Raw genomic sequence first — 23,988 nt, forward strand, 5'->3', positions numbered from 1 at the left:
AAGATTTGAAAGACAGCTTTACCAGAATACTATGATTAAATACAGCCTTATATACGTGAGTGACTCAGCCGAAGCAATGGCTGGCTTGATCGCCTCGGAATTGCGGCCCGAAGCAGAGGTATTTCATTACAAAGACCTTGATAACGAATCCATTGCCCGACTTTGGCGTGAACGTGCAGCCTTAATCTATTTAGGGGCCTGTGGGATAGCCATACGGCAGATTGCTCCCTATGTGCAAGACAAACAGACAGACCCAGCGGTAATTTGTATAGATCACCGTGGCAAATCGGTGATCCCTCTACTTTCTGGGCACATTGGTGGAGCAAACGATTTGGCTAAACGTTTGGCTCGTATCGTGGGCGGATATGCCGTATTGACAACCAAAAGCGATGTAGAGGATCTGTGGCCTCTGGATACACTGGATCGTTGTATGGGGTGGGCTATGGAGCCTATTGAGCGCAAAGAGATGAATAGGCTCATTACACTCTTCGTCTCTCGCCGGCCTACTTTGCTTTATCTTGGTATCCGGGATCGAGGTACAGACTATTTGGAGCGTACTGCTCCCGAGCATGTGCAGATACGAAGCGGAAAGATCGATTTTCAGCAGGAGAATGGCTACGAATTGATCATTGCTGTTACTCCCGAAAAAATACAACTCCCACACGGAGTGCCTGCAATGGTCTTGCGTCCGAAGTGTTTACACTTGGGGTTTGGATGCAGACAGCAGGCCAATCCCGAGGGGATAGCCCCATTTATCGTCCATGCTCTTTCCGAAGCCGGCTATTCACCTTTGTCGGTCGCAACAGTCAATACGATAACACTCAAGCAAGACGAACCTCTTTTGCCCACCTTGCTCAAAGCTTTCCCTAACAGTCACAAGCAGATCTTTTCGGCTGAGGAGTTGGAGGGTATCTCTGTGTCCAATCCTTCGGACAAAGTACGGGAGGTAACGGGTGTAGATAGTGTGAGTGAGAGTTGTGCCATAGCAGCCGGTAAAGGACGGTTACTGATCCCGAAGCAGAAAGGGGTACTTACCGAGGGAAGCCATTTCACCTTTGCCTTGGCCGATGATTTGGATATGAGAAGAGAGGGCCATATTGAGATCGTAGGTGCTGGCCCGGGGGATCCTGACTTGGTTTCGGTGCGTGGAAGGCAATTTTTGGAGCGTGCCGATCTTATTCTATATGCTGGCAGCTTGGTGCCGATAGCCCTAACAGAGTGTGCAAAAGAGGGATGTGTGGTGCGTAGCTCGGCCAACATGAATTTGGAAGAGCAGTTTGAGCTGATGTACCAACATTATCTCCGTGGTCATTTGATTGTTCGTTTGCATACGGGGGATCCTTGCATATACGGAGCTATTCAGGAGCAAATGGCCTACTTTGATCGTTTTGGCTTGAGCTACCATATTACACCGGGGATCTCCAGCTTTCAAGCTGCTGCAGCAGCTCTAAGGTCTCAGTTCACCATTCCCGAGGAAGTGCAGACAATCATACTTACCCGTGGCGAAGGGCGTACGCCTATGCCAGAGAAGGAGAAGTTGCATATGCTTGCCAAATCCCAAAGTACGATGTGTATTTTCCTCTCGGCCGGTATTGTCGAGGATGTGCAGAAAGAGTTGCTGATGGCTTATCCTCCGGAAACGCCTGTGGCTGCCTGTTATAAACTGACTTGGCCGGACGAAAAAATCTACAGAGGGCGATTGGATCAATTGGCACACATTGTCAAGAGTAACGGCCTTACCCTTACCACTATGCTTGTGGTTGGTAAAGCAATTGATAATAGAGCAGGCTTATCGCGCTTGTACGCCGATGAGTTCAAGCACCTTTTCCGGAAGTGACCTTCATACCACAATAAGAGACCATTGTTCAGATACTCAAAAGATTCCGAAACAGCCTTTTGACTGAAGTTCATAAGATGTAGCAATGAGCAAGAATTGAGGGAGTCGGGTAAGAAACTAAGTCCGAATGCCGATAATAACACGGCGAACACAATAACTATCTCAACAAAAAAGTCTGCCCCTGAAAACTGACATTTGTGGTCAATTTTAGGGGCAGACTTTTCAATTTAGGACTTTCGTCCTTGCAGCCGAGAGTGTGTGTTTACTCTGGTTCTTTTTGAGGCTGTTGCTCAGGCTCTAAAAGGCCTTTTAGTAGCCCTTGCCAAATTTGGCAAGCCTATGGCAGCAGACTCTCTTTTGAGATCTCTCTCTGAAAGAATGGATCAGCTTAGACCATCTATAAATCCGTCTACAACATCTATGTGTTCTGCCTGTGGTGTTTTGGGAAGCCCCGGCATACGCATGATCTCACCCATGATCACAACGATCATTTCAGCACCTCGATTAACAACGACATCTGCCACTTTCAGCTCGAAATCTCTCACATCGCCATAGCCCTTGGGATCAGCTGAGAAAGAATATTGCGTTTTGGCAATGCAAATAGGGTAGTGAGACATCCCAAGCTCTTCTATACGCTTGATTTTCTTCGTTGCCTTGCTGCTATAGGTTACGCCAGAGGCAGAGTAAATCGTCTTGGCTATGTGGTCTACCTTTGTCTGTATGTTTTCTTTCAGGTCGTAGGTATAGCGAAGAGGTTGGGAAGGGTTGTTCTCCACAGTCTCCACTACCAGCTTGGCCAAATCTATGGCACCGCTGCCTCCTTCTCCGAAAGCACTGTTAATTGCAAATCCCACTCCGAGACTTTTTTCGCAATGCTCACGTACCAGCTCAATCTCTTCCTCCGTATCGGTGGCGAAACGGTTGAATGCAATGACTACAGATTGCCCAAATCGTTTTAGGTTGGAGATGTGTCTGTCGAGATTTTTCAATCCTCGGCGTACTCCTTCGGGGTTGGGTTCTTTGATTGCTTGTTCGGGTACATCTCCGTGCATCTTCAGACCTCCGAGGGTTGCTACAATGACTGTCAGCGAGGGATTTAGTCCTGCATGGCGACATTTGATATTGTAGAATTTTTCAGCACCCAAATCTGCACCGAAACCAGCTTCCGTGATAGCGTACTCCCCGGTCGTAAGTGCCATTTTGGTAGCAATGATAGAGTTGCAGCCATGGGCAATGTTGGCGAATGGTCCTCCGTGTACAAAAGCTGGCCCATGCTCGATGGTTTGCACCAGATTAGGCTTGATGGCATCATACAGGAGAGCTGTGATAGCTCCCGCAATACCCAAATCTTTCACTGTGAAAGGATCTCCCTTACGCGTGTATCCCAGGAGGATTTTCTCTATGCGTCGGCGCAGGTCATCGAAGTCCGAAGCAAGGCAAAGAATAGCCATAATTTCGGAAGCTGCGGTGATGTCGAAACCGGCTTCTCTGGGGATGCCGTTGGAGAGGCCTCCCAAGCCTGTTACGATGTTGCGCAACGAACGGTCATTGACATCCAACACTCTCTTCCAGAGTACCTCAGACAGACCATCGCAAGTATTACGGTTTTGGTAGATGTAATTGTCCAGCAAGGCGGAGATCATGTTGTGGGCGGAGGTAATTGCGTGGAAGTCTCCAGTGAAGTGGAGGTTGATTTTCTCCATTGGCAATACCTGTGCATAGCCTCCCCCGGCAGCCCCCCCTTTCATACCAAAGCAGGGACCGAGAGAGGGCTCTCGGAGAGCCACTGTGGCTGTCTTTCCTATTTGGCGGAGTCCCAAAGCCAAGCCGATGGATACGGTTGTTTTACCGATACCGGCTTTGGTAGGCGTGATAGCTGTCACCAATATGAGGTGATTTTTACGCACCTTCTCTTCATCGATTTCTGATAGAGGGACCTTGGCTACAAAACGCCCGTATGGCTCAATTGTTTCTGTATTGAGTCCGGCTTTTTCTGCTATTTCAGTGATAGGTTTTAGCTCAGCTTCGCGAGCGATCTGAATATCCGATTTCATTTTCTTAGATCTATTGAGGGCTTTTATGTTGTTGCTCTAAACTAAAGAAGGAAGTCTTGCGACAGAGCAATATCTCTCTGTGAATCTGTTCCTTTCTCAAAGGTATAATCATATTAGCCCCTTCTTTGTTTTGAGTTTGTTGTTTTGCTCCCAAAAAACATTGTTTATTTTTGTTCGGAGAGGGTTCTTTTAGGGAAGAATGAAGGGTGAAAACGCTGAAGATTCGATCCGAGAGCATCCTCCATTTTAGCAATACTTTATGAGAACGAAGAAATTAGCCAAACTGATTGCAATACTGCCATTGACAGCTCTGATGGCCTCTCCCGTTTCTTTTGCTCAAGGCCGGGGAGCCGTGGCAGATACTTCTATCATCCAACTTCACGGATATGTTCAGACCGATATTCAAGGGGGGGAGCGAGATGCAACATTGGATGTCGGAAAGCCTAACAAGAACGCGGAGAAGTTATTTGGGCGTATGGGGATCAGGCGAGGGTATTTTACTCTATCGGCCAGACATCCCAAATACCGAGATTGGTCTGCGGTGGGTACTGTCGATATAAATGATAGAGGAGTTTTTCCTTTTCAGGCTTATGTGAATTATCTGCACCAGTTCGATATTAGTGATACCGAACTTAGTTTGCTGGAGATTGGAGGGAAAGCTGGTCTGGACATCCCTTCTTTTGGCTTGGAAGAAAGAGAGACTTCGGATCAAAGACTCAGTCCGGAGCGAGCTGCCTATATATCGAATATGTATCCTGATGTCGTTGATTTGGGAGTTGGTATGCATTTCGGTATTGGTTTCGGTGGCTATACGCCAACCTATCTGCAACACTCCTTCGGCCTTGATATTCAGGCTTTGTCGGGCAATGGGCTTGGCAAGATGCGTAAGGATGTACCGGATGTTTTGTTCGATCTTCGGCATTCGATGAGCAATATCTATTTGGACATCCTGTATGGAGCTTCCTACTATTGGGGATATGTACCTCAAGGGAATGAGCTAGATAAGAAAGTGCGTCGGGATTATCTCTCTGTTTTTGCGCGTTTTGGTTTCAGTACCGTACTCGGTTATACTCGCCTGAGTGCCGAATATATCTCCGGCAATCAGCCGGGAAAACGGCAGCTCTCCCATGTAGTAGGGCAAAAGATCGGAGATAAGGAGTACTACGATGATAAGGCGATATTCTCCAGAGGCTTCCAAGGAGCAATGGGAGAGGTCTCTCACCGATTTTATTTTGCTCCTATCGGCTTGCTATACAAATACTATTACTACAACAAAAGAGATCTCATTACCAATGATAAGGAACTGTGGCAGATGTATCTCGATCAGTTTTTAGCCTCACCCGAGGCTGACGGCAAAGAGCAGGTCCATGGTTTTGGTTTGCAACTATTCCTTCTGGATGATGCACTGCGCCTGACTGCTTATTACGAAATGCCTCATAGCGAACGAGTGCCCAATCCAAAACATCCTCTCTATCGTGATCCGTCCGACGATAAACTCACATTGCGACTACAATATCGTTTCTAACTCAAATCAATAACAAACAAAATGCAGAAGAGTAATATCATTACAGCTGTCATCGTGGGGATTGCTTTTGTCGTTGGCCTCGGTGCTTTGGCTAATGGTGTAGGCAAGGTAAGACGCTCTCCCGAGCCCCTTATCAATGTAACGGGGATGGCCGAACGCAATTTTACGAGTGATTTGGCTGTATGGAGTGCCAGATATGAAGTGATGAGGTTTGATATGCAACAGGCATTTGCCGATCTTGCTGGAAAGAGAGCTCAGGTGAAGAAATTTCTCCAAAGCAAAGGTATAGCGGAGGATAAGGTCGAGTATAGCTCTGTGAGTATTGATCGGAGATACGACAAGGAGGGTTATTGTGATCAGAAAGTTTTTGTTGGCTTTGCTCTCTCTCAGAGTATCACTATTACGTCTAATAATATCGAAGAGGTGGAAAACCTCTCTCGCTCTATCACGGAGCTTATCAATGAGGGAGTTGAGATTTATTCCGAAAGTCCCCAATTCTACTACACCAAGCTCAATCAGCTTAAAATAGAGATGCTCAAAGCAGCATCGGAAGATGCCTACAACAGGGCAGCTGTGGTAGCCGAGGGAGGCAAAGGATCTTTGGGTAAGTTGGTGAAGTCGGATGTGGGAGTATTCCAGATCGTGGGGCTTAACTCCAACGAAGATTACAGCTGGGGTGGCTCGTTCAATACATCAAGCAAGGAAAAGACGGCTTCGGTCACTGTCCGCTCTTCTTATAGAGTGAAATAAAAAGTAGAGGGTAATCAGATTGTTCTATTCAACCTCTGTCCGAGGAGATGTTATTTTACTAACTCGTGTAAAGGTTTTCCAATAGGCAGGAGCTCCTCCAAAAAGAAAGTCACCCGATCTGGCAAACTCCAGATCGGGTGACTTTCTTTTTTTTAGTGCAATCCGATATTACCCTTTGTGAACTTCAAAATCGTCCTTGGTTGCACCACAAACTGGGCAAGACCAATCATCAGGAATATCTTCGAAAGCAGTACCCGGTGCTATTCCTCCATCCGGATCCCCTACTGCAGGATCGTAAACCCAATCGCATAGTGTGCAAATGTACTTTCTCATTGCTGTTTCTAATTTTACTGTAAGTGATAAATATGTAACTCCTAAAGGAAAATCAACCTGTCGGTCTTTTGCAGAACACAAAGGTATGGATATTGTTCATTCGCTTCAAGCATAAGGTCTCTCCGGATACAAAAAATAAGCCCTGACCATCTGCCGGTCAGGGCTTGAGGGAGTGTTTAGAGCTGATAACGAAGCTCTACCACTTGCCAATCTATAATTCGCCACACTTCATCAAGATGCTTACCTCTGTCGTTGGTGTAATCCAAGTAGTAGGCATGTTCCCACAAGTCTATCCCCATGAGAGGCGTCAAACCTCTACGCACGGGGTTGTTTCCATTGGCCTCGGTTACAATTGAGAGGTTTCCTTTCTCGTCCGAAGAAAGCCAAGCCCATCCGGAGCCGAATACTCCCATGGCTGCCTGCTTAAACTCCTTTTGGAAGGCTTCGAAAGATCCCCACTGTGCTGTTATTCGTTCACCGAGTTTTCCTTGTGGCATACCTCCTCCTTTGGGAGAGAATTGCTCGAAGTAGAGGTTGTGATTAAGCAATTGCCCTGCATTGTCTGCAATGCTACCTGTTGCATATTTGGCTATCATCCGAACATCAGATACGGAAGCGAATGGAGTACCTTGGATCAGCTTGTTCAGCTTTTTGACATAGCCGGCAAGATGTTTGCCATGATGCAATTCCACAGTTTGTTTGCTGATTACCGGCTCCAACGCATCTGTTGCATACGGCAATTTCATTAGTTGGAACTGAGCTGAAGCGGAGGAAAAGGAGGCCAGCACAAAGACTGTGGCCATGAGTAGGTGTTTTAGTCTATTCATTTATGTATCAGTTAAGGTATTAGAAATATGATTCCAACACATTAACCGGAACGATGTGCAAAATGTTTAGCAAAGGCCTTTATTCAGAAACTTGCTGTAAAGCGGAGGTTCCACTGTCGCCGGGTGAGATAGTTCGGGACTGCGTACTGCTGATTGAAAACATCGCTGATCCAATAGTAGGAGTTGACATTACTTACGTCGAAGAGGTTGAAGAGGTCTATTCCTAATTGTATCTTCTTGAATGCAGACCACAGGCCGGTACGGAACTTCTGTTTGCTGTTGTCAAGCAAAGTGTACTGCATACCTATGTCTATCCGCTTGTATGCACTGCCTTCGAATGCGGCAGAGGAGAATCCTTTGGCAGGGTTGATTTCCGGCAATCCTCCCGAGAGCACACCTCTGAGGCTCAAACTGATTTGTTTGTATCCAGGGAAGTAATCCTGAAAAAATAGCGACAAGTTGTATTTCGGTGCGTTCATCAAAGGAATCTTGCCTATTCCTTTTCCTAGATTTTGTTCAGCCGAGAGAAGCGAACATGTGAGCCAAGAGTCTATCCCCGGCACAAACTCTCCGAACAGTTTGAAGTCTATCCCGGTTGCATAGCCACTGCCGATATTGCTTCCGTAGTAGCGGATTTTTACATTTTCCCTTATGTATGGGTTGATCCGGTAGAGACGCTTGTAGTAAAGCTCAGTTGTGAACTTGAATTTGCGGTCGGCAATGAGAAAATCCAAATCCGATCCGAGCAAAATAATTGCTGCTGCTTGAGAGCGGGTCTCTTTGTTGAGTGCAACATAGCGATTGTCGTGCTGGTCTTTCTGTTCCAATCGTAGCTCCTTGTAGAATGGAGCTTGATAGTACAAGCCACCCGAAAGACGGAAAATTAAATTCCGGTTGAAATCCGGAGCGAAGGAGGTGTTCAATCTGGGACTGACAGTGAACTCTTTGTTGAAAGACCAATAAGAGGCCCTGACACCGGGGGTTAGACTAAGCACTCCGTGAGATGTCTGTAGGCGAATATGATCTTGTAGGAATGCACTTGCCCTCATTGATCTCATCCGAATGTCGGAGTATAGATTTCGCCAAACAGCCAATATCTCCTCCTTTCGAGGCAAGGTATAGCCCATCGAGTCTCTTTTCTCCCATTCGTTGATATGGTCGTTTACTTGTTCCAGCTTCAGGTTCAGCCCTGCTCTCCAGCGTTGTGTCTCACTGACATTCAGGTCTGTGCGATAGACCATATTGGCAACTGTTGCATAGAGGTGATTCCGGGCATGCTCATGATTATTGCCAATGCCTAATACTCCAGATCCTGTCCCCGATTCTATAGCTGAGGGGTCTTGTGCTCCCAAATCATTGAGGAAATAGGAGCCAGAAATATCGTATGTTTCTTGCTCTCGTGTGCGGAAAGCCGAAAAGGTGAGGGTTTGTCGGAAATCGGTTGATGGGGTATGTTCCAGACTTACGGCTCCGAAGGCTGTGAGGAAAAGGTCTTGCTCTTTCCCCGAGAAGTATATCTTGAACTTCTTGATATTCTCCAATGTCCCAAAATTCGTTTCTCGGGTCTTAGGGACAAAGCGATAAGAGGTGTAGGAGACATTGGTGAGGAAAGAGAGTTTGAGTTTTGTGGAGAAAGCGTAGTGCAGGTAGGCCTGTGCATCGAAGTAATGTGGGTCGTATTCGGCTTGAGTATCATTGAGAGATTTCAGCAGAGTATTGCCGGCTTTGTACCTTAGCCCGGTGATCATTGACAGCCTGTTCATACGTGTGCCAATGTATGCCGAACCTCCCATCATCCCTCCTGTGATGGAGCCTTCTGTTTCTTCCGGTCGTTTGTATTTAATATCCAATACAGAGCTGATCTTGTCTCCATAATCTGCGGTAAATCCTCCTGCGCTGAATTGTACCTGATCGGTGAGGTCGGGGTTTACGAAGCTAAGACCCTCTTGTTCAGCTGACCGGATCAAGAGAGGGCGATAGATCTCTATCCCATTTACGTAGACCATGTTTTCGTCATAGCTACCCCCTCGTACCGAATATTGAGAACTCAACTCGTTGTTCTGGCTTACACCAGCATAAGTGCCAATTAAGCTCTCGACACCGGCCGTCGGGGATACATTGGCCTTTATCAGATCTGTCTTTACGGCCTGCATCGTACTGGTTTGTTTGCGACCCTGTGCGCTTACCACCACTCCTCCGAGATCTATGGCCGATGAGGCCAGACGAATGTTGATTCGTTGGTTGGAAGCGAGAGAGCTTAGCTTCCGTTCCTCCGACTTGTATCCCAGACAAGAGTATTCTATTGTGATAGAATCTTTGCTTGCAGGCATACTGAAGCTGTAGAAGCCTTTCAGATTGGTATAGGCTCCTATGGCTCGCCCCTGAACTCGTACGTTCGCCAACTCTATAGGCTTGTCATCCCTATCCAATACATAGCCCGAAATGGTATATTGTTGGGCCAATACAGGCTCCAGAGTGGAGAGAGCCAGCAGCAAGAAGAATACGATTCGTAGGCCGAGCGTTTTCATAGACGGCTGTAGTCGGGGTTATCCGTTACATCTTCTATCAGCTTCACGAAAGGAGGCAGGTGTATATCTTCCTCTTTTCGTCCTTTTATTTCCAGTAGTTGGAACTTGAGTTCCGGTTCCAAGAATGTATCCAGCTCGAAGTACTGTTTGTCCCATACAAAGCTTTTGCGCAGTTTGTGCACGATCATCAAGTCGGATCTATCGACTCTGTTGAGCATGGATATGTATTCATTGGGGTTGATCTGTCTTTCGGTAACGATAGGCGCTCCTTCCTGTGGATGAGGGAGTGCCTGCACGCTGTGAAAGTAGACATAATTGCCAGGGTAGCCTCTCTTGCGTATACGCACTGTGGAGCCGTCCTCCGCAGGGATATATGCCTGATAGATCTCGGCTTCTACTCCATAGGGGATCTCTCCCGATAGCTCTACAAGGTATTTGCGACGTATACCCAATGTGCCGGGTTCTCCCAAAATGGAAGATATGGTATCGATTGTTTGCAGGATTTTGTTTTCAAAATCTCCATCATTCTCCACGATTCGAAGATTTTGGTGGCCTGTCCAGGCGGCTATGACTTTGGCATCCAACTCTCTGGCCTCATCAAGGGTCTCTCTGCGGAGGTCGTTGTTGTCTGTGGTATAGTGCTCTTCGGCTCCATTGGCTGCTGTCACCAAATGTATAACAGCATCATACCGGGCATTTCGCAGTTTCATCTGAGAATATCCCAACTCGTCTATCATGGCCTGCCAAGCAGTCGGATCCATGTAGGCGGATATATCCATCGTACCTCTATCGGCAATGAGTAATACCGGCTGCGAGGCTGTACGGGCAAGTTCGTAGAAGGTATCCTCCATTTGTATTTGGAACTTGAGTACGGCTTTCTCTATGTTGTAGAAATACTGTTTGTCCGAAGTTGAAAAATTGACAGAAGCAGCATTGAATAAAGTTGGAGTCTCCGGCAAAGCATATACCAGATAGCCCATGTCGGTAAATCGCTCGATGATTTTGACCATAGCTGTAGTTTTGCCTGCGCAAGGGCCTCCGGTCATTACAATGCGAGTGATATTCTTGTTCATGTTACAACCTCCTGCTTATTGTAGCAACAACTCTTCGATGTGTTGCTTTAGCTCTTGTTTTCCCATTACACCTAGCATGAGGTGAGGCTTTTCGTTTCCTGATTTTGAGAAAAGAAGAGTAGGCACAGTACGTATGCCAAAGAAAGCTGTGAGTTCCTGATCTTGGTCTACATCCACCTTGTAGACTTCTATTTGGTCTTTATATTCCCGAGCTATTTCTTCGAGTATGGGGGAGAGGGCCTGACAAGGACCACACCAAGTGGCGAAAAAGTCTACTAAGACGGGTTTCGATGACAAATGCTGCCAGTCATTGGGAGTAGATTCGATATTTGATACGAGCTGTATAAATTCTGATTTGTTGATTTGTCGTGTATTCATCTTTGTTTTTAATGCTTTAGTATTATGTACCAAACATAGCCGGAAAGGCTTTTGTTTGGGAAGAAAGTGTTCTCAGTTTTCACGCAATCCCAAGGCTTGATACAGTTTGTCGAAGTTCGGATTTTCTTTTCGCCAGCGTTCTATTCGCTCTGCATTGGTTATCGCATCTTCATCCGAACTCACATCTTCTATGCTCAGTTTCATCCGCAATTCTGTGTTTCTCAGTCTGCTTCTGAGAAAAGACATGAGAGATATTTGGATCTCTTCCAACTCCTCTTGCTGCGCGGGATTGTAGATTTTTACTTCAAAATCGGCCTTGTCTAATAATTTAGGCAGGCATAGCTGCATGGTGTTGCGTAGGTGAACCTGATCGGTGAGAACCTCTTTTGTATATGCCAACCAAGCCCGTTGCAACTCATTCTCTGTAAAGGATTCGTGCAAATCATCCTCAATGAGGTTGTTTGCCTCTTTCGGAGTGTTATCCCGGCGAATACCATGCACGGATAATCTGTTTCCAATGAAATTTCGATTGTTTTCTCCTATTTGGATCGGAGCTTGTCGTGTGCTCGGTCTGGGAGTTGTATTCGATAGCTGTTGCGCAGGCTGTATAGGAGTCTCAGGAGTCAGATTTGTTTCTGTTGAAGCAAGCGGAGCGGGTGGCGTTTGCCGTGGTTGTTCAGCCGGTTTGGGAACTTCGGTTGCTGTCTCTGCAGTCGTGTTGTGATTTGTGTCTGCTGTTGTTGGGCGGGCAGGTGGTGTGCTTGTGACTTGTGTTTTTGTTGCTTGTGTCACAGCCTTTTGCACTCCCGACTTCAGCTCGTTGCTATACAAAGCTGAGATACTCATTAAAGCAAGCTCCACAAGTAGCCTTTTGTTTGAGGCTTGTCTGTATTGTTGATCGCAGCCGACGCAGATACGTATGGCCTGGTACAAAAAAGCTGAGGAGCAGGTAGATGCGGTCTGTACATACTTTTTGGCAATGGCTTGTGGTTTTTCGAGCAAAATAGCTGTATTGGGGTCTTTGGCCATCAATAGATCCCGGAAGAACGACGCCAATCCATTTACGATCATTGCTGCATCGAAGCCTTTGGCTAATAGCTCATCCAAAGTGAGAAGAACTCCCTTGTAATTGCCCGAAACAAATAGATCGATCAGCCGGAAATAGTATTCGTAATCCAATACATTGAGCCCTGATACGACATCTTGATAGGTAACTCGACCGCCTCCGAAATTGGCTATTCGATCGAAAAGAGAGAGAGCGTCGCGCATCCCTCCATCGGCTTTTTCGGCGATTAAGCCTAAGGCCTCTTCCTCATACTCAATGTTTTCCGTTTGGGCTACATGGCTCAAATGCCGGACGATCTGCGGTACGGCAATGCGTTTGAAATCGTATATCTGGCATCGTGAGAGAATAGTAGGTAGTATCTTGTGTTTCTCTGTGGTTGCCAGAATGAATATCACATACTCCGGTGGCTCTTCCAATGTTTTGAGAAACGCATTGAAAGCTGCTTGTGAGAGCATGTGCACCTCATCTATGATATAGATTTTGTGCCTGCCGATTTGTGGTGGGATTTGTACCTGTTCTATCAGTTGCCGTATGTCGTCTACTGTATTGTTTGAGGCTGCGTCTAGTTCGTATATGTTCAGGGAACGTTGCTCATCAAAGGCCTTGCAGCTTTCACATTGGTTGCAAGCTTCTCCCTCAGGAGTACGATTTAGGCAGTTGATTGTCTTGGCAAAGACTCGTGCCATGGAGGTTTTACCTACTCCTCTGGGGCCACAAAAGAGGTAGGCATGAGCAGTCTTTGCACTGTTGATAGCAGCCTTGAGTGTAGAGGTAAGGGCTTCTTGCCCTACCATGGTCGCAAAACTGTCGGGGCGGTATTTGCGAGCCGATACTATATATTGGGTCGTATCCATCACGGACAAAAATACTCATTAAGAATGGGACGATGAAGCATTTTATTTACACAATTGTTCTCTCTGAAGTTTTCCCCTTTCGATACCTATGGTAGGGATTTCAGAACACATCACAACTATTCCGATACATATCATTTTCGTACCATAATTCTGTTTAGAGTTAAGAATACTACCACATTGCTCTTGGAGAGGAAACAAGGCCTGTGTTCCACTCGTGAGGCGCAACGCTTTCGCCCGTGCTCATCACCACGTTTGCTCCGTTGATGGTGATGCGACAAAGGCTTGCCGTTGTACCGTCTGTTTTGACTTTATTCTTATTGATGTAGAATAGGATTTTGAATGTACTGCGCATAAGTTTTTCGTGCGCTATATGATGGTTTGACGTGTGTTATGAGGTTATGAAAATATTCTCTCGATAGTCTCTCAAAATCTTACGTCACTTTTGGAGGCAGATTGTATTCCTTTCGGAAAACGCCTGTTTTATAGCTATTAAGGGCTCTTCCACTCCCAAGGTGAGATACACATAAAGCCCCCCATGTGTAGGCATCGGTAATGAGAGATAAGTAGGCGCCCCCCCCATAGGAAATGTAGGTAATATCCGCTACAACCAGTTCCCCGGGACGTTTGGGCACGAAATTAGGCTCCGTATTGAGCAAATCTTCGTACCGATGAGTTGTAAGGCCCTAATTCTTTCGGCCTTGTTTTGAAATAACAAGTGAGGATAAGTGTCTGGCTTTTCGATTAAACGAAAGAGACTCGTTTAGGTTTTGGGTCAGTGATCGGTGGAGATGTTCAACTGCTGCATTCCGATCTGTATGTACGGACGCTCCATGTCGGCCGGTTTGCACACTTCTGTATTCCAGATGAGCAGGTCTATGTCTATTGAGATGCGCGACTCTGTTTTAGGGTATTTGAGACGACCGCAAGATTGTTCTACCTGTTTGAGTATTTGTCGGCAGTCTTCTTTGCCCAAATTGGTGTGGATAATGCCGAGACAGTTGATAAAATCGTGACATTTCACCTCGCAATCTACAGCTGGGTTGAGGATAGGTGGAGAAAAGCAGATCCTGGGAAAATGTTTGGACAGTAGCTTTCTGGCTTTTTTGATGCGTCTTATGGCGTAATAATTACTCCCCAAGCTGATAAGTATCCTATTGCTGTTCATCATCTGAAACTCTGTGTTGTATCCTTACCGACTCTTGATGTATATGTGAGAAAAGACCGGAAACGAAGTCCACATCAAGTTGCAACTCTCCGGCTTTTTGCTCCAATTCTTGTAGAATGGATTGGTAGCGATCCGTTTGTAAGACAGACAGATTGTGGCGACACTTGTAGTGTCCGATTTGGGCCGAAAGTTTCATTCGCTTGGAAAGCAGGCCAAGGATATTTTCGTCTATCTGATCTAGTTCGGTGCGCCACGCTTTGAGTACGGGTAGGGGGTCGCGCACCTGCTTCGATACATGCAGGTGGCTCAAAATATTTTGCAGGTCGTGGGGAGTTAGTTGCTGAGCTGCATCACTCAAAGCTGTCTGAGGGTTGATGTGTGTTTCTACGATCAATCCAGCATAGTGCATATCCAGAGACTGGCGACACAGGGCCGGTACGAGAGCACGTTTACCTGCTATGTGGCTCGGGTCGCCCAGTATGGTCATTTCCGGATATCTTCTCATCAACTCTATTGGTATTTGCCATTGTGGCGGATTGCGATAGATGCTGTCTGTGTATGTGCTGAATCCTCTGTGTATGGCTCCCAAGCGAGTTACTCCGGCTTGATAGAGACGCTCAAAGGCTCCGGCCCAAAGTTCGACATCAGGATTGATGGGGTTTTTGACCAACACAATGGGAGGGGTGCTCAAATGAGATAGCGTGTGGGCTATTTCGGCTATCAAGAAGGGGTTGGAGGTCGTGCGTGCTCCTATCCACAAGATGTCTACACCGGCGTGTATGCTTTCCTCCACATGCCGGCTGCCAGCCACCTCCGTTGCCACAAGCATTCCCAATTCATGCTTTACTCTCATTAGCCATGGAAGACCTTTGCTTCCCATACCCTCGAAAGAGCCGGGCAATGTACGAGGTTTCCATAGTCCGGCACGAAAAATCCCGATCCCGGCCGAGCGGAGTTGCCAGGCCGTCTCCATTACCTGTTCTTCACTCTCGGCACTGCAAGGGCCAGCAATCAGGACAAATCCTCCCGACTGGTAGATAGGTAGATCTAATGGTTTGATTGATACGGACACGAACGTATATTTTTCGGATTATCGAGTACTTCATTGAGTAGTCGGGCAAAATCTCCGACCTGTCTTTTGCGAGAGAATAGCTCTATTTCTTCCTGTTCTCCCGATACGGCTGTGTAGCCTTGTCTGATCCAGTCTTTGTGACACGAACGTACAAAAGAAATGACATCCCGGACAGAACGAGCTGCACATCCGATCCGAGTGTGCTTGATAAGTTGCTCCATTACAGCTTCGTCACTTCTTACCAATAGTACCGGCTTACGTACCGCCATGGCTTCAAATATTTTGGTAGAGACCATGCCGTGCGGTCCGCTTTCGGATTCTCGGTTGGAGAGTTGCAGGAGAATAGCTGCCGATTGTATCATTCGAGCCATTTCCTCTCTTGGCAGCATTTCGTGAAAAGTGTTGATTGTCTCCAGTCCGTAAGAAGAGATCACAGGGCGTAATAACCGTTCGCTCTGCTTGTCTGTATACCAATGGATGTGCAGCTTCGATGAGCTTACCAGTTCGGACAGCTCGGGAGAGGCCAAAGCTTGAAACAAAAGGCTTGGGTCTCTCATAGATAAGCTCAGGAGACGTCCAGTGTATATGATGTCGAAGTGAGGGTGTGGTTCTAATCGGGGCGAGAAAATCTCATGGTCGTAGCCGTTGTATATCAAATGACAATCGGGGTTTACTTTGGCAAGTAAATTTCTATGCCAGGGGGAAACAGTGATGACTTTGTTTGCCTGGGATAGGTACCGGTTGCGTTGACTGATAATACGAGCTCGGATACTTCTCATCAATTTGAGCAAAGGGTGCCCCCAAAGAGTGATGGGGTGGGGGAGGAAATCTCCATCGGTATATTGTTCCACAATGTCTCTGCAATCGGCAATCCAGGGTATGCCCCAGCTTTTTGCCAGACGTGCAGCCGTACGCAGAGGAAACTTGCGGTAGGCGAAGCATAAGATGACATCGGGTTTCTCTTTCAGGCTCTTTTGCAAAGCCTTTTCCATGCGTCTTTCCCTCCTTTCGTAGACAAGGTCGGCCAGAAAGTTCAATTTGTGTCTCAATGTCCCGACTTCGTTCTTCCCAAAGTCAATCCTGTATATAGGTATATCTTCTTTGTACCGGCTATCAGTTGCCGTGTGTACATAGTCGGCTTGGTGTCTCACTAATTCGGTCGCTACCACCGGTTCCCAGCCATAGGTCGGTAAGTATTTGGCTACTGCTTGTATGCGAGGAGCAAATACAGGGGGGAACAGATCCGACAGAATCAAGACACGACGCTGTCTCATGGGTCACTCTTTTTTTCCATGAATGTGAATATTCATTGTTTCTCGTATGATGTCTCGATATAGATTGTCCAGCCACTTCTGTTCTCCCACAGCAAAGCTGACATTGTGCCAGAGTAGGTTCAACTCTCCGTGGTGCAGAGCTGTCTGCTCTATTAAGCCAAATGTGTAGGATTTGGCTTCGGAGTATTCCAGCCCCATATAATTAGGACGGTTCAGAGTACAATCCATTACGGTGAGTGGGTGTAACAACAATTCCGTGAGTACTCGAGTGCAGGGGCGAATGAAACGTACTACCCGGCAGGTACCCAACCGAAACCCGGCGACATCAGCATAACCCATGGTGTAGTCGTGCCGTATCCCCGCACTTATCAGGGCTTGCATATCTTCGGGCTCGCGTGCAGACAGGTAGTGATGGCGAGAGATATCAATCGAATGACTACATGTTTTTTGCAAGTGTTCTTTTTCTCGCAGTATCTTATCTGGATCCAAACCGGAGGCATAGGAGCAGTGCAGACCATAGCGTACCTCTCTTTTGTTGCAAAGATCTGTGAGAGGAGTAAAGCAGGCCGAGCCGAGATTGTAACACGGAGCATCGAGCGGATGTGTACCCATGGATTTGAAAAAGAAGATTGTATCGCATATCTCTTCTCCTAGTCGATCTCGCAGTTCTTTGTTTCGCTCAAGTATCCCGGCGAAGGTATAGTAGCGATCTTGCCATGGGGGGCGGAAAGCTAGATGAAAAGCCTTGAAGGGTGATTTCTTCTCTTTAATTATGGCACGCATCATACCTCTCCATCCTCTGTATTCGAAAGGTTCATCTACATCGTGTGTCAGATTGATATGAGAGAAACCAAAGGGAGGTTCGGGAATATCTGTTCCTTCGTTTCGGAGTATTTTGCGCAACAACACCCCATATTCGTCTACGATCGGGCGATGGATAAATCCTGCTCGATATGGCAACGATTCTTTGCCGGGAAAACGACCATGTTCGTCTCGTATTTCTCGCTTATACATCTCTTCGTAGCGAGATATGAGGAAGAATGTAGAGGCTACCAAATCGGCTTCTATGATCAAAGGCCCTCCATCCGACTCCCGGCTTACTCCGGGTTTCCCAAACAAGACAGGTACACCCTCCCATTCTTCCAAGGGCAAGGTGGGGTAGGCGGCTTCGGTACCATAGCAGCCAGTTCGGAAAAAAGAGGAAGGGCGAATCACAACCCTATATCTCTGCATTTCCGATTTGTCTGAAGTATAGCCAATAAGTCGATCCATCCGTTGTTGGGGTAGAAGATCTCCGCCCAGCATAAACTGGATAATGTAGTTGGTTACTTCCGTATTCATCGCCTTTGTTCTTGTTGGAAAACACGACTAATGTAGCACAAAAGTAAAGGAATAATCTGGTCTTAGTTTCACGTCTGATGCGAACAGGAGCAATCCATGGGAGAGGTCTGGGTCGGAGCTCTCGGGTTGCTTCCTTGTGCACGGATAAATCTGCCTACTTTTGCAGCATGAAAAAGGTACGTATCGGTCTCCTCGGGCGCATACTGATAGCTATCGCTTTGGGGATTGTCGCAGGATTGAAAGCACCGGAAGTATTGGTGCGAGTGTTTGTTACTTTCAACTCTTTCTTCGGTAACTTCTTGGGCTTCGTAATCCCTCTCATTATTCTAGGCTTGGTCAGTGCAGCTATTGGACGAATGGGTAGCGGTGCGAAGCGTTTGCTTCTGATCACGGTAGCATTGGCTTATGGCTTTACGATCTTTTCGGGTTTGATCTCTTATGGGACCTCCTCCTCAGTTTTCCCTTCTTTGATAGACCCCAGTGCGAAGACGCATATCACGGAAGGAAACGAAGCTATCAACCCTTTTTTTGTTGTGGATATGCCTCCCCTGATGGGGGTGATGACAGCTCTTGTATTAGCCTTTATTCTTGGTTTGGGGATGTCTCATATACGGGGAAAAGCCTTGATGGAGGTAGCTACTGACTTTGAGGAGATAATCGGTAAAATGATTTCCTCCGTCATTATCCCCTTGCTTCCTCTCTATATCTTCGGAATTTTTCTGAATATGACTTACATGGGGCAGGTAGCCGGTGTAATGCAGGTGTTTCTCAAGATCATCGGTGTGATCTTCGTGATGCATATTCTACTTCTGTTGATTCAGTACTCTATAGCGGGTGCGGTAGTGAAGCGCAATCCTCTCACTCTACTCAAACAGATGTTGCCGGCCTACGCTACTGCTCTTGGCACCCAAAGTTCGGCTGCTACAATCCCTATTACCCTAAAGCAAACTCGAAAGAATGGAGTGAGCGAAGAGGTATCGGGTTTTGCTATTCCTCTATGTGCTACGATACACCTTTCTGGGTCTACACTTAAGATTGTAGCTTGTGCCGTTGCCTTGATGATGATGCAAGGGCTGAATTATGATTTTGGCCTATTCTTTGGTTTTATACTCATGCTCGGTATCACTATGATTGCAGCTCCAGGGGTGCCCGGAGGGGCCATCATGGCTTCGATAGGTATTCTACAATCTATCTTGGGCTTTTCCGAGACAGATCTCGGATTGATGATTGCCCTTTACATCACAATGGATTCATTCGGTACCGCCTGCAATGTTACGGGTGATGGAGCCATTGCATTGATAGTAGACAAATACTATAAACGCCTCTAATACAATGGATTTAGTGTTCTATATCCTATTGTTCCTATTTGGGATTACTTCCCTATTGCTTTACTTACGTCTGAGGAATATTCGCCATATGGTAGATCAGGAACGCATACGAATGCAGGAGCAAAGCGAAAGGTTGGCTGCTGAGGTAAAGACTAAAGAGGAGAGCATATTTGCCGAAATAAACAAACGTATCTCTCTGGAAACCAGCTTAGCCAAACTTGATACAGAGCGCAGTTACTTGCAAAAGGAGGTGGAGAAGTTGCAAAATCAGTCTGAGCATATCAGTTTGGAATTGAAGCAAGAGTTTGAGTTGCTTTCTCAGCGTCTTTTGGATAGTAGTGCCACTCAGTTGGCCGGTAAACAGCGAGAAGAATTGGGGCTTCTGTTTACCCCTCTTAGAGAACAGCTCAACAGCTATCGGGAGAGTATGGAAAAAGCTTGCATCGAGCAGCAAAAAGGGCAAATACAGATGGGGGAGCAGATCCGTCTGCTGATTGAGCAAACTGGAAAGATCGGTCATGATGCTTCAGACTTGGCCAAGGCATTAAGAGGGAATAGCAAGATACAAGGAGATTGGGGAGAGGTTGTGTTGATGAGACTGCTTGAAATCAACGGTCTTAGAGAGCATTGGAGCTATGAAAAGCAACAAACCGTGCGCACAGCAGATGGTCGTTTGCTGCGAAGCGAAGAGGAAGGGAAAAGTCTCAGACCGGATGTGATAGTAACTCTGCCGGAGAATCGACAACTCGTCATTGATAGTAAAGTTTCTCTCACGGCCTACAGTAAGTACTACGATTGCGAGGATGATACAAGTCGCAAGCTCTATTTGAGCGAGCATATCAAAAGCTTGCGAACTCATATCAGAGAGCTTTCCTCAAAGGCCTATCCAGCCCACCTCAGGCAGGCCGGTTATTCCGATGTTTTGGACTTTACTCTACTCTTTGTCCCTATCGAAGGGGCTTTGCAGACTGCTATCAGTTACGATGATAAGCTTTGGGAGGAAGCATACAAACAGCAAGTTATGCTCGTGAGCCCTCTGCAACTCATACCCGTACTCAAACTTGTGTCAGATATGTGGGCTATGCATAAGCAACAGCAAAATGTGCAAGAGATCATGGATCGGGTAGCTAAGATGTATGACAAGCTGGTGCTTGTAGATGAGTCTTTTTGCAAGGTAGAGAATAGTATAGAGGTGGCCCAAAAGCAGATATTGGAAACCAGAAAGCGTTTCTCCCGAGGGAAAGATAACTTACACAGACAGTTTGATCAGCTTGTAAAGTTGGGAGTAACTCCCGGAAAACGTTTGCCTACAGCTGTTAATAATGATGTTGAGGAAGAGTAATTTGTTCCTATAAGGCCTTAATTTAGGTTCTAAACCTATCATCCAGAACTAATAAATCATAAAAGAAAGGGATAAACAGTGGTTATAAATAACGATTTGTAGGTATTTAGTGGAGAAGGGAGGAAACAGACCTTTGCCATCGCTACGGAGGAGTAGTGTTTCAGCCTTGACTTAATACATACAGTAACCGATAATTTTATAGCGACATGAGTAAAGTCAGATTAGTTCTTTTGGCTCTGGCAGCTTTTATGGCAGTGGCCGTTGGATGTGACAAGAAAAAAAATGAACCCCAAGAACCAGAACGGGAAAAGCAAGGGGAGAAGAAAGTAGAATATCTCAATGCCACAGCTTACGGCAAATGGGTGTATTTCTCTTTTGAGCAAGGCAAAGTGGTAGATGTGGCAAACCCTGCCGAGAGCAAAGACTGGGATATAGCATTCCATCGCGAACACGTACAGCTCAATGGTGCTGACGGATTCTCTGGCAAAGCCGACATGGCTGAGACCGGGGAAGAAGACTTCGACAAAGTAGATGGGAAAGGGAAATATACATTCTCGGGTAACAGAAAAGAAGTTATTCGCTGGCAAAATGTCGGTGATATGGACTTTGTAGAAGCTGAACAGATGGTGGCAGCACACAAGACTTACATCGTTGATATGGACAAGATGATGGAAGGCTCAGCTGCCATGTATCAGGCACACAAGACTGTGTATCTCTTCCACTCTGCCGATGGTAAAAGACTGTACAAACTCAAAATAACCGGTACTGTCAATGCTAGAGGCAAGAAAGGTGGAACACTATCTTTCCGCTACAAAGAAATCTAATCATCATATGTAGGTAGGGGCTGTATCAAAATGGATGTTTTGGTGCAGCCCCTTAAGGTGTGTCAGAATAGGCAAAAAGTAGGGGCTGAAGGACGAAGAAATACATTTGTGGTGTGTTGTTTAGCCTTGGGAGGTCGAATGTAATGCTGCATTGCATATTTTATGATACATCGCCTTTCCCCCAATCTGTCGAGGTGGATGCTTTCGACAGAAAAATCAATATCACATTCAACGATTCATGAAGGTAGCAGGGAGAGTGAGTGCTTTGGTATGTCTGTTCCTTTTGGTGGCAGACATAGCTTTCGCGCAAAGTCGCAACATACAAATATCCGGTAGAGTAACCGATAGATCCGATCAACAACCTCTGGCCGGAGCCAATGTGTATATCAAGGGAACTACACAAGGCGGAGCAACGGAGGCCGATGGCCGATTTCGGATCAATTGTCGTATAGACGGCAAGCGCAGGCAAATAGTGCTTGTATCAAGTATGCTCGGCTATGCTGTAAGCGAAAAGAAAATCGATTTGGATAAGAGAGATCATATACAGGTGGACTTTGCCCTCCAAAGCGAAGATCGATGTCTGGAAAATGTGCTCGTTACTGCTACTCGTGCTGAGCACGCTTTGGTGCGTACTCCGGTTGTAACACAGCTTATCAAGAGAAAAGACATTGAACGCATAGCGGCTCCCAGCATCAAGGAACTTCTGGAGTATCAGATTCCGGGAGTGGAGTTTTCCACCCATGGTGGCAATATCTCTGTGCGTATGCAGGGGTTTGAATCAGGTTACATCTTATTCCTTATAGATGGAGAGGAAGTTTCCGGACAAAATAATGGGAATATAGACTTGACAAGGCTTACCCCGGAGCAGATAGAGAGGGTAGAGGTAATCAGAGGAGCCGGTAGTGCTCTCTATGGCTCAAATGCTGTAGCGGGAGTGATAAACATCATCACCAAAAACAGCAACAAACCTATATCTGCATTGGCCTCTGTTGGCTATAGTGAGCCGAATCATTTCACAACCTATGGGGAATTGGGCTGTCAGACGAAATTGATACGCAGCACTACCTCTCTCTCCTACGGAAATGCAGCGGAGTACCGCCTTTATGACAAGGATAAGAAAGACTTTCAGCGGATCCCTCGTGATCAGACATATCGTGTTGGGGAGAAACTGCAGTGGACACCATCGGATGTTCTTCGTATTAAAGCTAATGCCTCTTACTCCTATCGACTTCAATACATCAGCGACTATCAGAGAAATACTAATGGTAGTATTTCCGGCTATTTGTCTGCTTGTTACAAGAAAGATGAGGACAACAGCTATACCTTCACAGCTAACCAGGACTATACTAAGAGGGGGGTTGCTTTCCCAAAGGATTCTTCTTCGGACTCCACTGCCTACACCAACTCCCTGACTATGTTCAGGTTGCAGAATGACCGTAATATTGCTGACAAGTTCAGCCTCAATCTCGGAGCCGAATACCACTTGGAGGGTATGCGCAGTTTCCAGATAAGCAATTTTGCTGAGAATAAATACATTCATTCTGGTGTGGCATTTGTACAGCTCTCTCATCAGGCAATGGAGAGTCTGACTCTTCTCTATGGTATTCGTTCGGATCTCCATTCTGACTATGGTGTACATATATCGCCTAAAGTAGGTTTGATGTACCGCATTGGAAAAATTAATATTCGTGCGGGTTATGCACATGCTTTCAAAGCCCCAACAATAACGGAGCTAAATTTCGATTGGTTTCATGAGAATGGTCCCGGCTTCAAGATAACCGGTAACAAAAATCTCAAACCGGAGACGGCTAATCAGTTTACTTTGTCGGGGGAATACAGCCGTAGGGATTTCTCCGCATCTGTGACTGCTCATCATACCTCTTTCAATAGGAAAATCGTGATGCTTCAAGACAAGTCTGGAAACTTGCATTACGACAATATCTCCGGAGTGAGTCCCCTTGGAGGAATAGAAGCAAACATGATCTGGAGGCCAATAAGCAGTTTCCGTCTTTCGACAAATTATGCTTATGTGTATGAACGTTCTACTGTGAAGGTAAAAGACCAGGATGTGAATGTCTCCAGTGTGCGTCCGCATAGTCTTACAGCTCAGCTATCCTATACCTTCTCCAGGAGAAATTATCAATTGGACGCCTCCATTATGGGGCGGTACCACTCTCGCCTTAATACATCTATCGTATCAACCAACTCGGAAACACAAGAACGCATAGCCGAACCCATTAGCTATGAGGGCTATGCTATACTGCGCTTAGCTGTAAACCAGCGTTTTTGGGAACGCTATAGCTTAGTTCTCGGAATAGACAATTTGCTCGACTATGCGACAGACAAGGTTTCTTCTTTGGCTCCTCTCAGCCCCGGTCGCAGCTTCTTTGGTAAAGTTTCCATAACGCTGTAATATC

General features: G+C 46.4%; 18 protein-coding genes and 2 pseudogenes. 7 read left to right on the top strand and 13 right to left on the bottom strand.

Annotated features, from left to right (window positions below):
* Window positions 1-31 precede the first annotated feature (31 nt).
* Complete coding sequence (gene cobM, locus DQN70_RS05425; RefSeq protein WP_036887469.1) at window positions 32-1,837, top strand: precorrin-4 C(11)-methyltransferase; 1,806 nt, start codon at window positions 32-34, stop codon at window positions 1,835-1,837.
* Window positions 1,838-2,220: 383 nt separating this feature from the next.
* Here the strand turns inward: cobM and DQN70_RS05430 are convergent, their stop codons facing one another.
* Window positions 2,221-3,891 (bottom strand): formate--tetrahydrofolate ligase, encoded by a 1,671-nt coding sequence (locus DQN70_RS05430; protein ID WP_023937352.1) that lies wholly within the window; start codon window positions 3,889-3,891, stop codon window positions 2,221-2,223.
* A gap of 259 nt (window positions 3,892-4,150) precedes the next feature.
* Between DQN70_RS05430 and DQN70_RS05440 the strand changes: the two genes are divergently transcribed.
* Window positions 4,151-5,416: a hypothetical protein gene (locus tag DQN70_RS05440; RefSeq protein ID WP_023937349.1), complete on the top strand. Its 1,266-nt coding sequence runs from the start codon at window positions 4,151-4,153 to the stop codon at window positions 5,414-5,416.
* Window positions 5,417-5,437: 21 nt separating this feature from the next.
* The gene (locus DQN70_RS05445; RefSeq protein WP_023937348.1) at window positions 5,438-6,166 is read left to right on the top strand and encodes an SIMPL domain-containing protein; all 729 of its coding nucleotides are present in this window, start codon (window positions 5,438-5,440) and stop codon (window positions 6,164-6,166) included.
* 168 nt (window positions 6,167-6,334) lie between these two features.
* Here the strand turns inward: DQN70_RS05445 and rd are convergent, their stop codons facing one another.
* From rd to DQN70_RS05500, 12 genes and pseudogenes are all read right to left on the bottom strand, one after another.
* The gene (rd, locus tag DQN70_RS05450; protein ID WP_023938753.1) at window positions 6,335-6,499 is read right to left on the bottom strand and encodes a rubredoxin; all 165 of its coding nucleotides are present in this window, start codon (window positions 6,497-6,499) and stop codon (window positions 6,335-6,337) included.
* Between the two features lie 176 nt (window positions 6,500-6,675).
* Window positions 6,676-7,302: a superoxide dismutase gene (locus DQN70_RS05455; RefSeq protein ID WP_042120645.1), complete on the bottom strand. Its 627-nt coding sequence runs from the start codon at window positions 7,300-7,302 to the stop codon at window positions 6,676-6,678.
* Window positions 7,303-7,409: 107 nt separating this feature from the next.
* Window positions 7,410-9,854: a TonB-dependent receptor gene (locus DQN70_RS05460; protein WP_023939435.1), complete on the bottom strand. Its 2,445-nt coding sequence runs from the start codon at window positions 9,852-9,854 to the stop codon at window positions 7,410-7,412.
* Complete coding sequence (locus DQN70_RS05465; protein WP_023938759.1) at window positions 9,851-10,927, bottom strand: ATP/GTP-binding protein; 1,077 nt, start codon at window positions 10,925-10,927, stop codon at window positions 9,851-9,853. Before DQN70_RS05465 ends, DQN70_RS05460 begins: the two co-directional genes overlap by 4 nt.
* A gap of 15 nt (window positions 10,928-10,942) precedes the next feature.
* Complete coding sequence (gene trxA / locus DQN70_RS05470; RefSeq protein ID WP_023939434.1) at window positions 10,943-11,305, bottom strand: thioredoxin; 363 nt, start codon at window positions 11,303-11,305, stop codon at window positions 10,943-10,945.
* 72 nt (window positions 11,306-11,377) lie between these two features.
* Window positions 11,378-13,225, bottom strand: coding sequence for a DNA polymerase III subunit gamma/tau (locus DQN70_RS05475; protein ID WP_023939432.1), 1,848 nt, complete (start codon window positions 13,223-13,225; stop codon window positions 11,378-11,380).
* A gap of 205 nt (window positions 13,226-13,430) precedes the next feature.
* Window positions 13,431-13,577, bottom strand: a pseudogene (locus DQN70_RS05480) (Arm DNA-binding domain-containing protein); the annotation flags it as partial.
* Between the two features lie 184 nt (window positions 13,578-13,761).
* Window positions 13,762-13,896: pseudogene (locus DQN70_RS09705) on the bottom strand (IS3 family transposase); the annotation flags it as partial.
* Window positions 13,897-13,997: 101 nt separating this feature from the next.
* On the bottom strand, window positions 13,998-14,393 hold the full coding sequence (locus tag DQN70_RS05485; RefSeq protein ID WP_023939430.1) for a 2-amino-4-hydroxy-6-hydroxymethyldihydropteridine diphosphokinase: 396 nt from the start codon (window positions 14,391-14,393) through the stop codon (window positions 13,998-14,000).
* Window positions 14,377-15,462 carry a bifunctional 3-deoxy-7-phosphoheptulonate synthase/chorismate mutase type II gene (locus DQN70_RS05490; protein ID WP_023938767.1) on the bottom strand — a complete coding sequence of 362 codons (1,086 nt, stop codon included), beginning with the start codon at window positions 15,460-15,462 and terminating at the stop codon, window positions 14,377-14,379. The genes DQN70_RS05485 and DQN70_RS05490 overlap by 17 nt, the downstream gene beginning before the upstream one ends.
* On the bottom strand, window positions 15,438-16,736 hold the full coding sequence (locus DQN70_RS05495) for a glycosyltransferase (protein WP_023939429.1): 1,299 nt from the start codon (window positions 16,734-16,736) through the stop codon (window positions 15,438-15,440). The genes DQN70_RS05490 and DQN70_RS05495 overlap by 25 nt, the downstream gene beginning before the upstream one ends.
* A gap of 3 nt (window positions 16,737-16,739) precedes the next feature.
* A complete protein-coding gene (locus DQN70_RS05500; protein ID WP_023938769.1) occupies window positions 16,740-18,077 on the bottom strand; it encodes a polysaccharide deacetylase family protein in 1,338 nt (445 codons plus the stop codon).
* A 167-nt stretch (window positions 18,078-18,244) separates the two neighbouring features.
* On the opposite strand from DQN70_RS05500, the gene DQN70_RS05505 reads away from it, so the two are divergent.
* The 4 genes from DQN70_RS05505 to DQN70_RS05520 all read left to right on the top strand — a co-directional run bounded on the left by DQN70_RS05505 (window position 18,245) and on the right by DQN70_RS05520 (window position 23,984).
* Entirely contained in the window at window positions 18,245-19,405 is a 1,161-nt protein-coding gene (locus DQN70_RS05505) for a dicarboxylate/amino acid:cation symporter (protein ID WP_036887705.1), read from the top strand.
* Between the two features lie 4 nt (window positions 19,406-19,409).
* Window positions 19,410-20,747 carry a DNA recombination protein RmuC gene (locus DQN70_RS05510; RefSeq protein ID WP_036887473.1) on the top strand — a complete coding sequence of 446 codons (1,338 nt, stop codon included), beginning with the start codon at window positions 19,410-19,412 and terminating at the stop codon, window positions 20,745-20,747.
* A gap of 206 nt (window positions 20,748-20,953) precedes the next feature.
* Window positions 20,954-21,571 (top strand): HmuY family protein, encoded by a 618-nt coding sequence (locus DQN70_RS05515; protein WP_023939427.1) that lies wholly within the window; start codon window positions 20,954-20,956, stop codon window positions 21,569-21,571.
* A gap of 238 nt (window positions 21,572-21,809) precedes the next feature.
* Complete coding sequence (locus DQN70_RS05520) at window positions 21,810-23,984, top strand: TonB-dependent receptor (protein WP_023939425.1); 2,175 nt, start codon at window positions 21,810-21,812, stop codon at window positions 23,982-23,984.
* Window positions 23,985-23,988 lie beyond the last annotated feature (4 nt).

Origin of the sequence: Porphyromonas crevioricanis (genome assembly GCF_900476255.1) — a bacterium.
Lineage (GTDB): Bacteria > Bacteroidota > Bacteroidia > Bacteroidales > Porphyromonadaceae > Porphyromonas > Porphyromonas crevioricanis.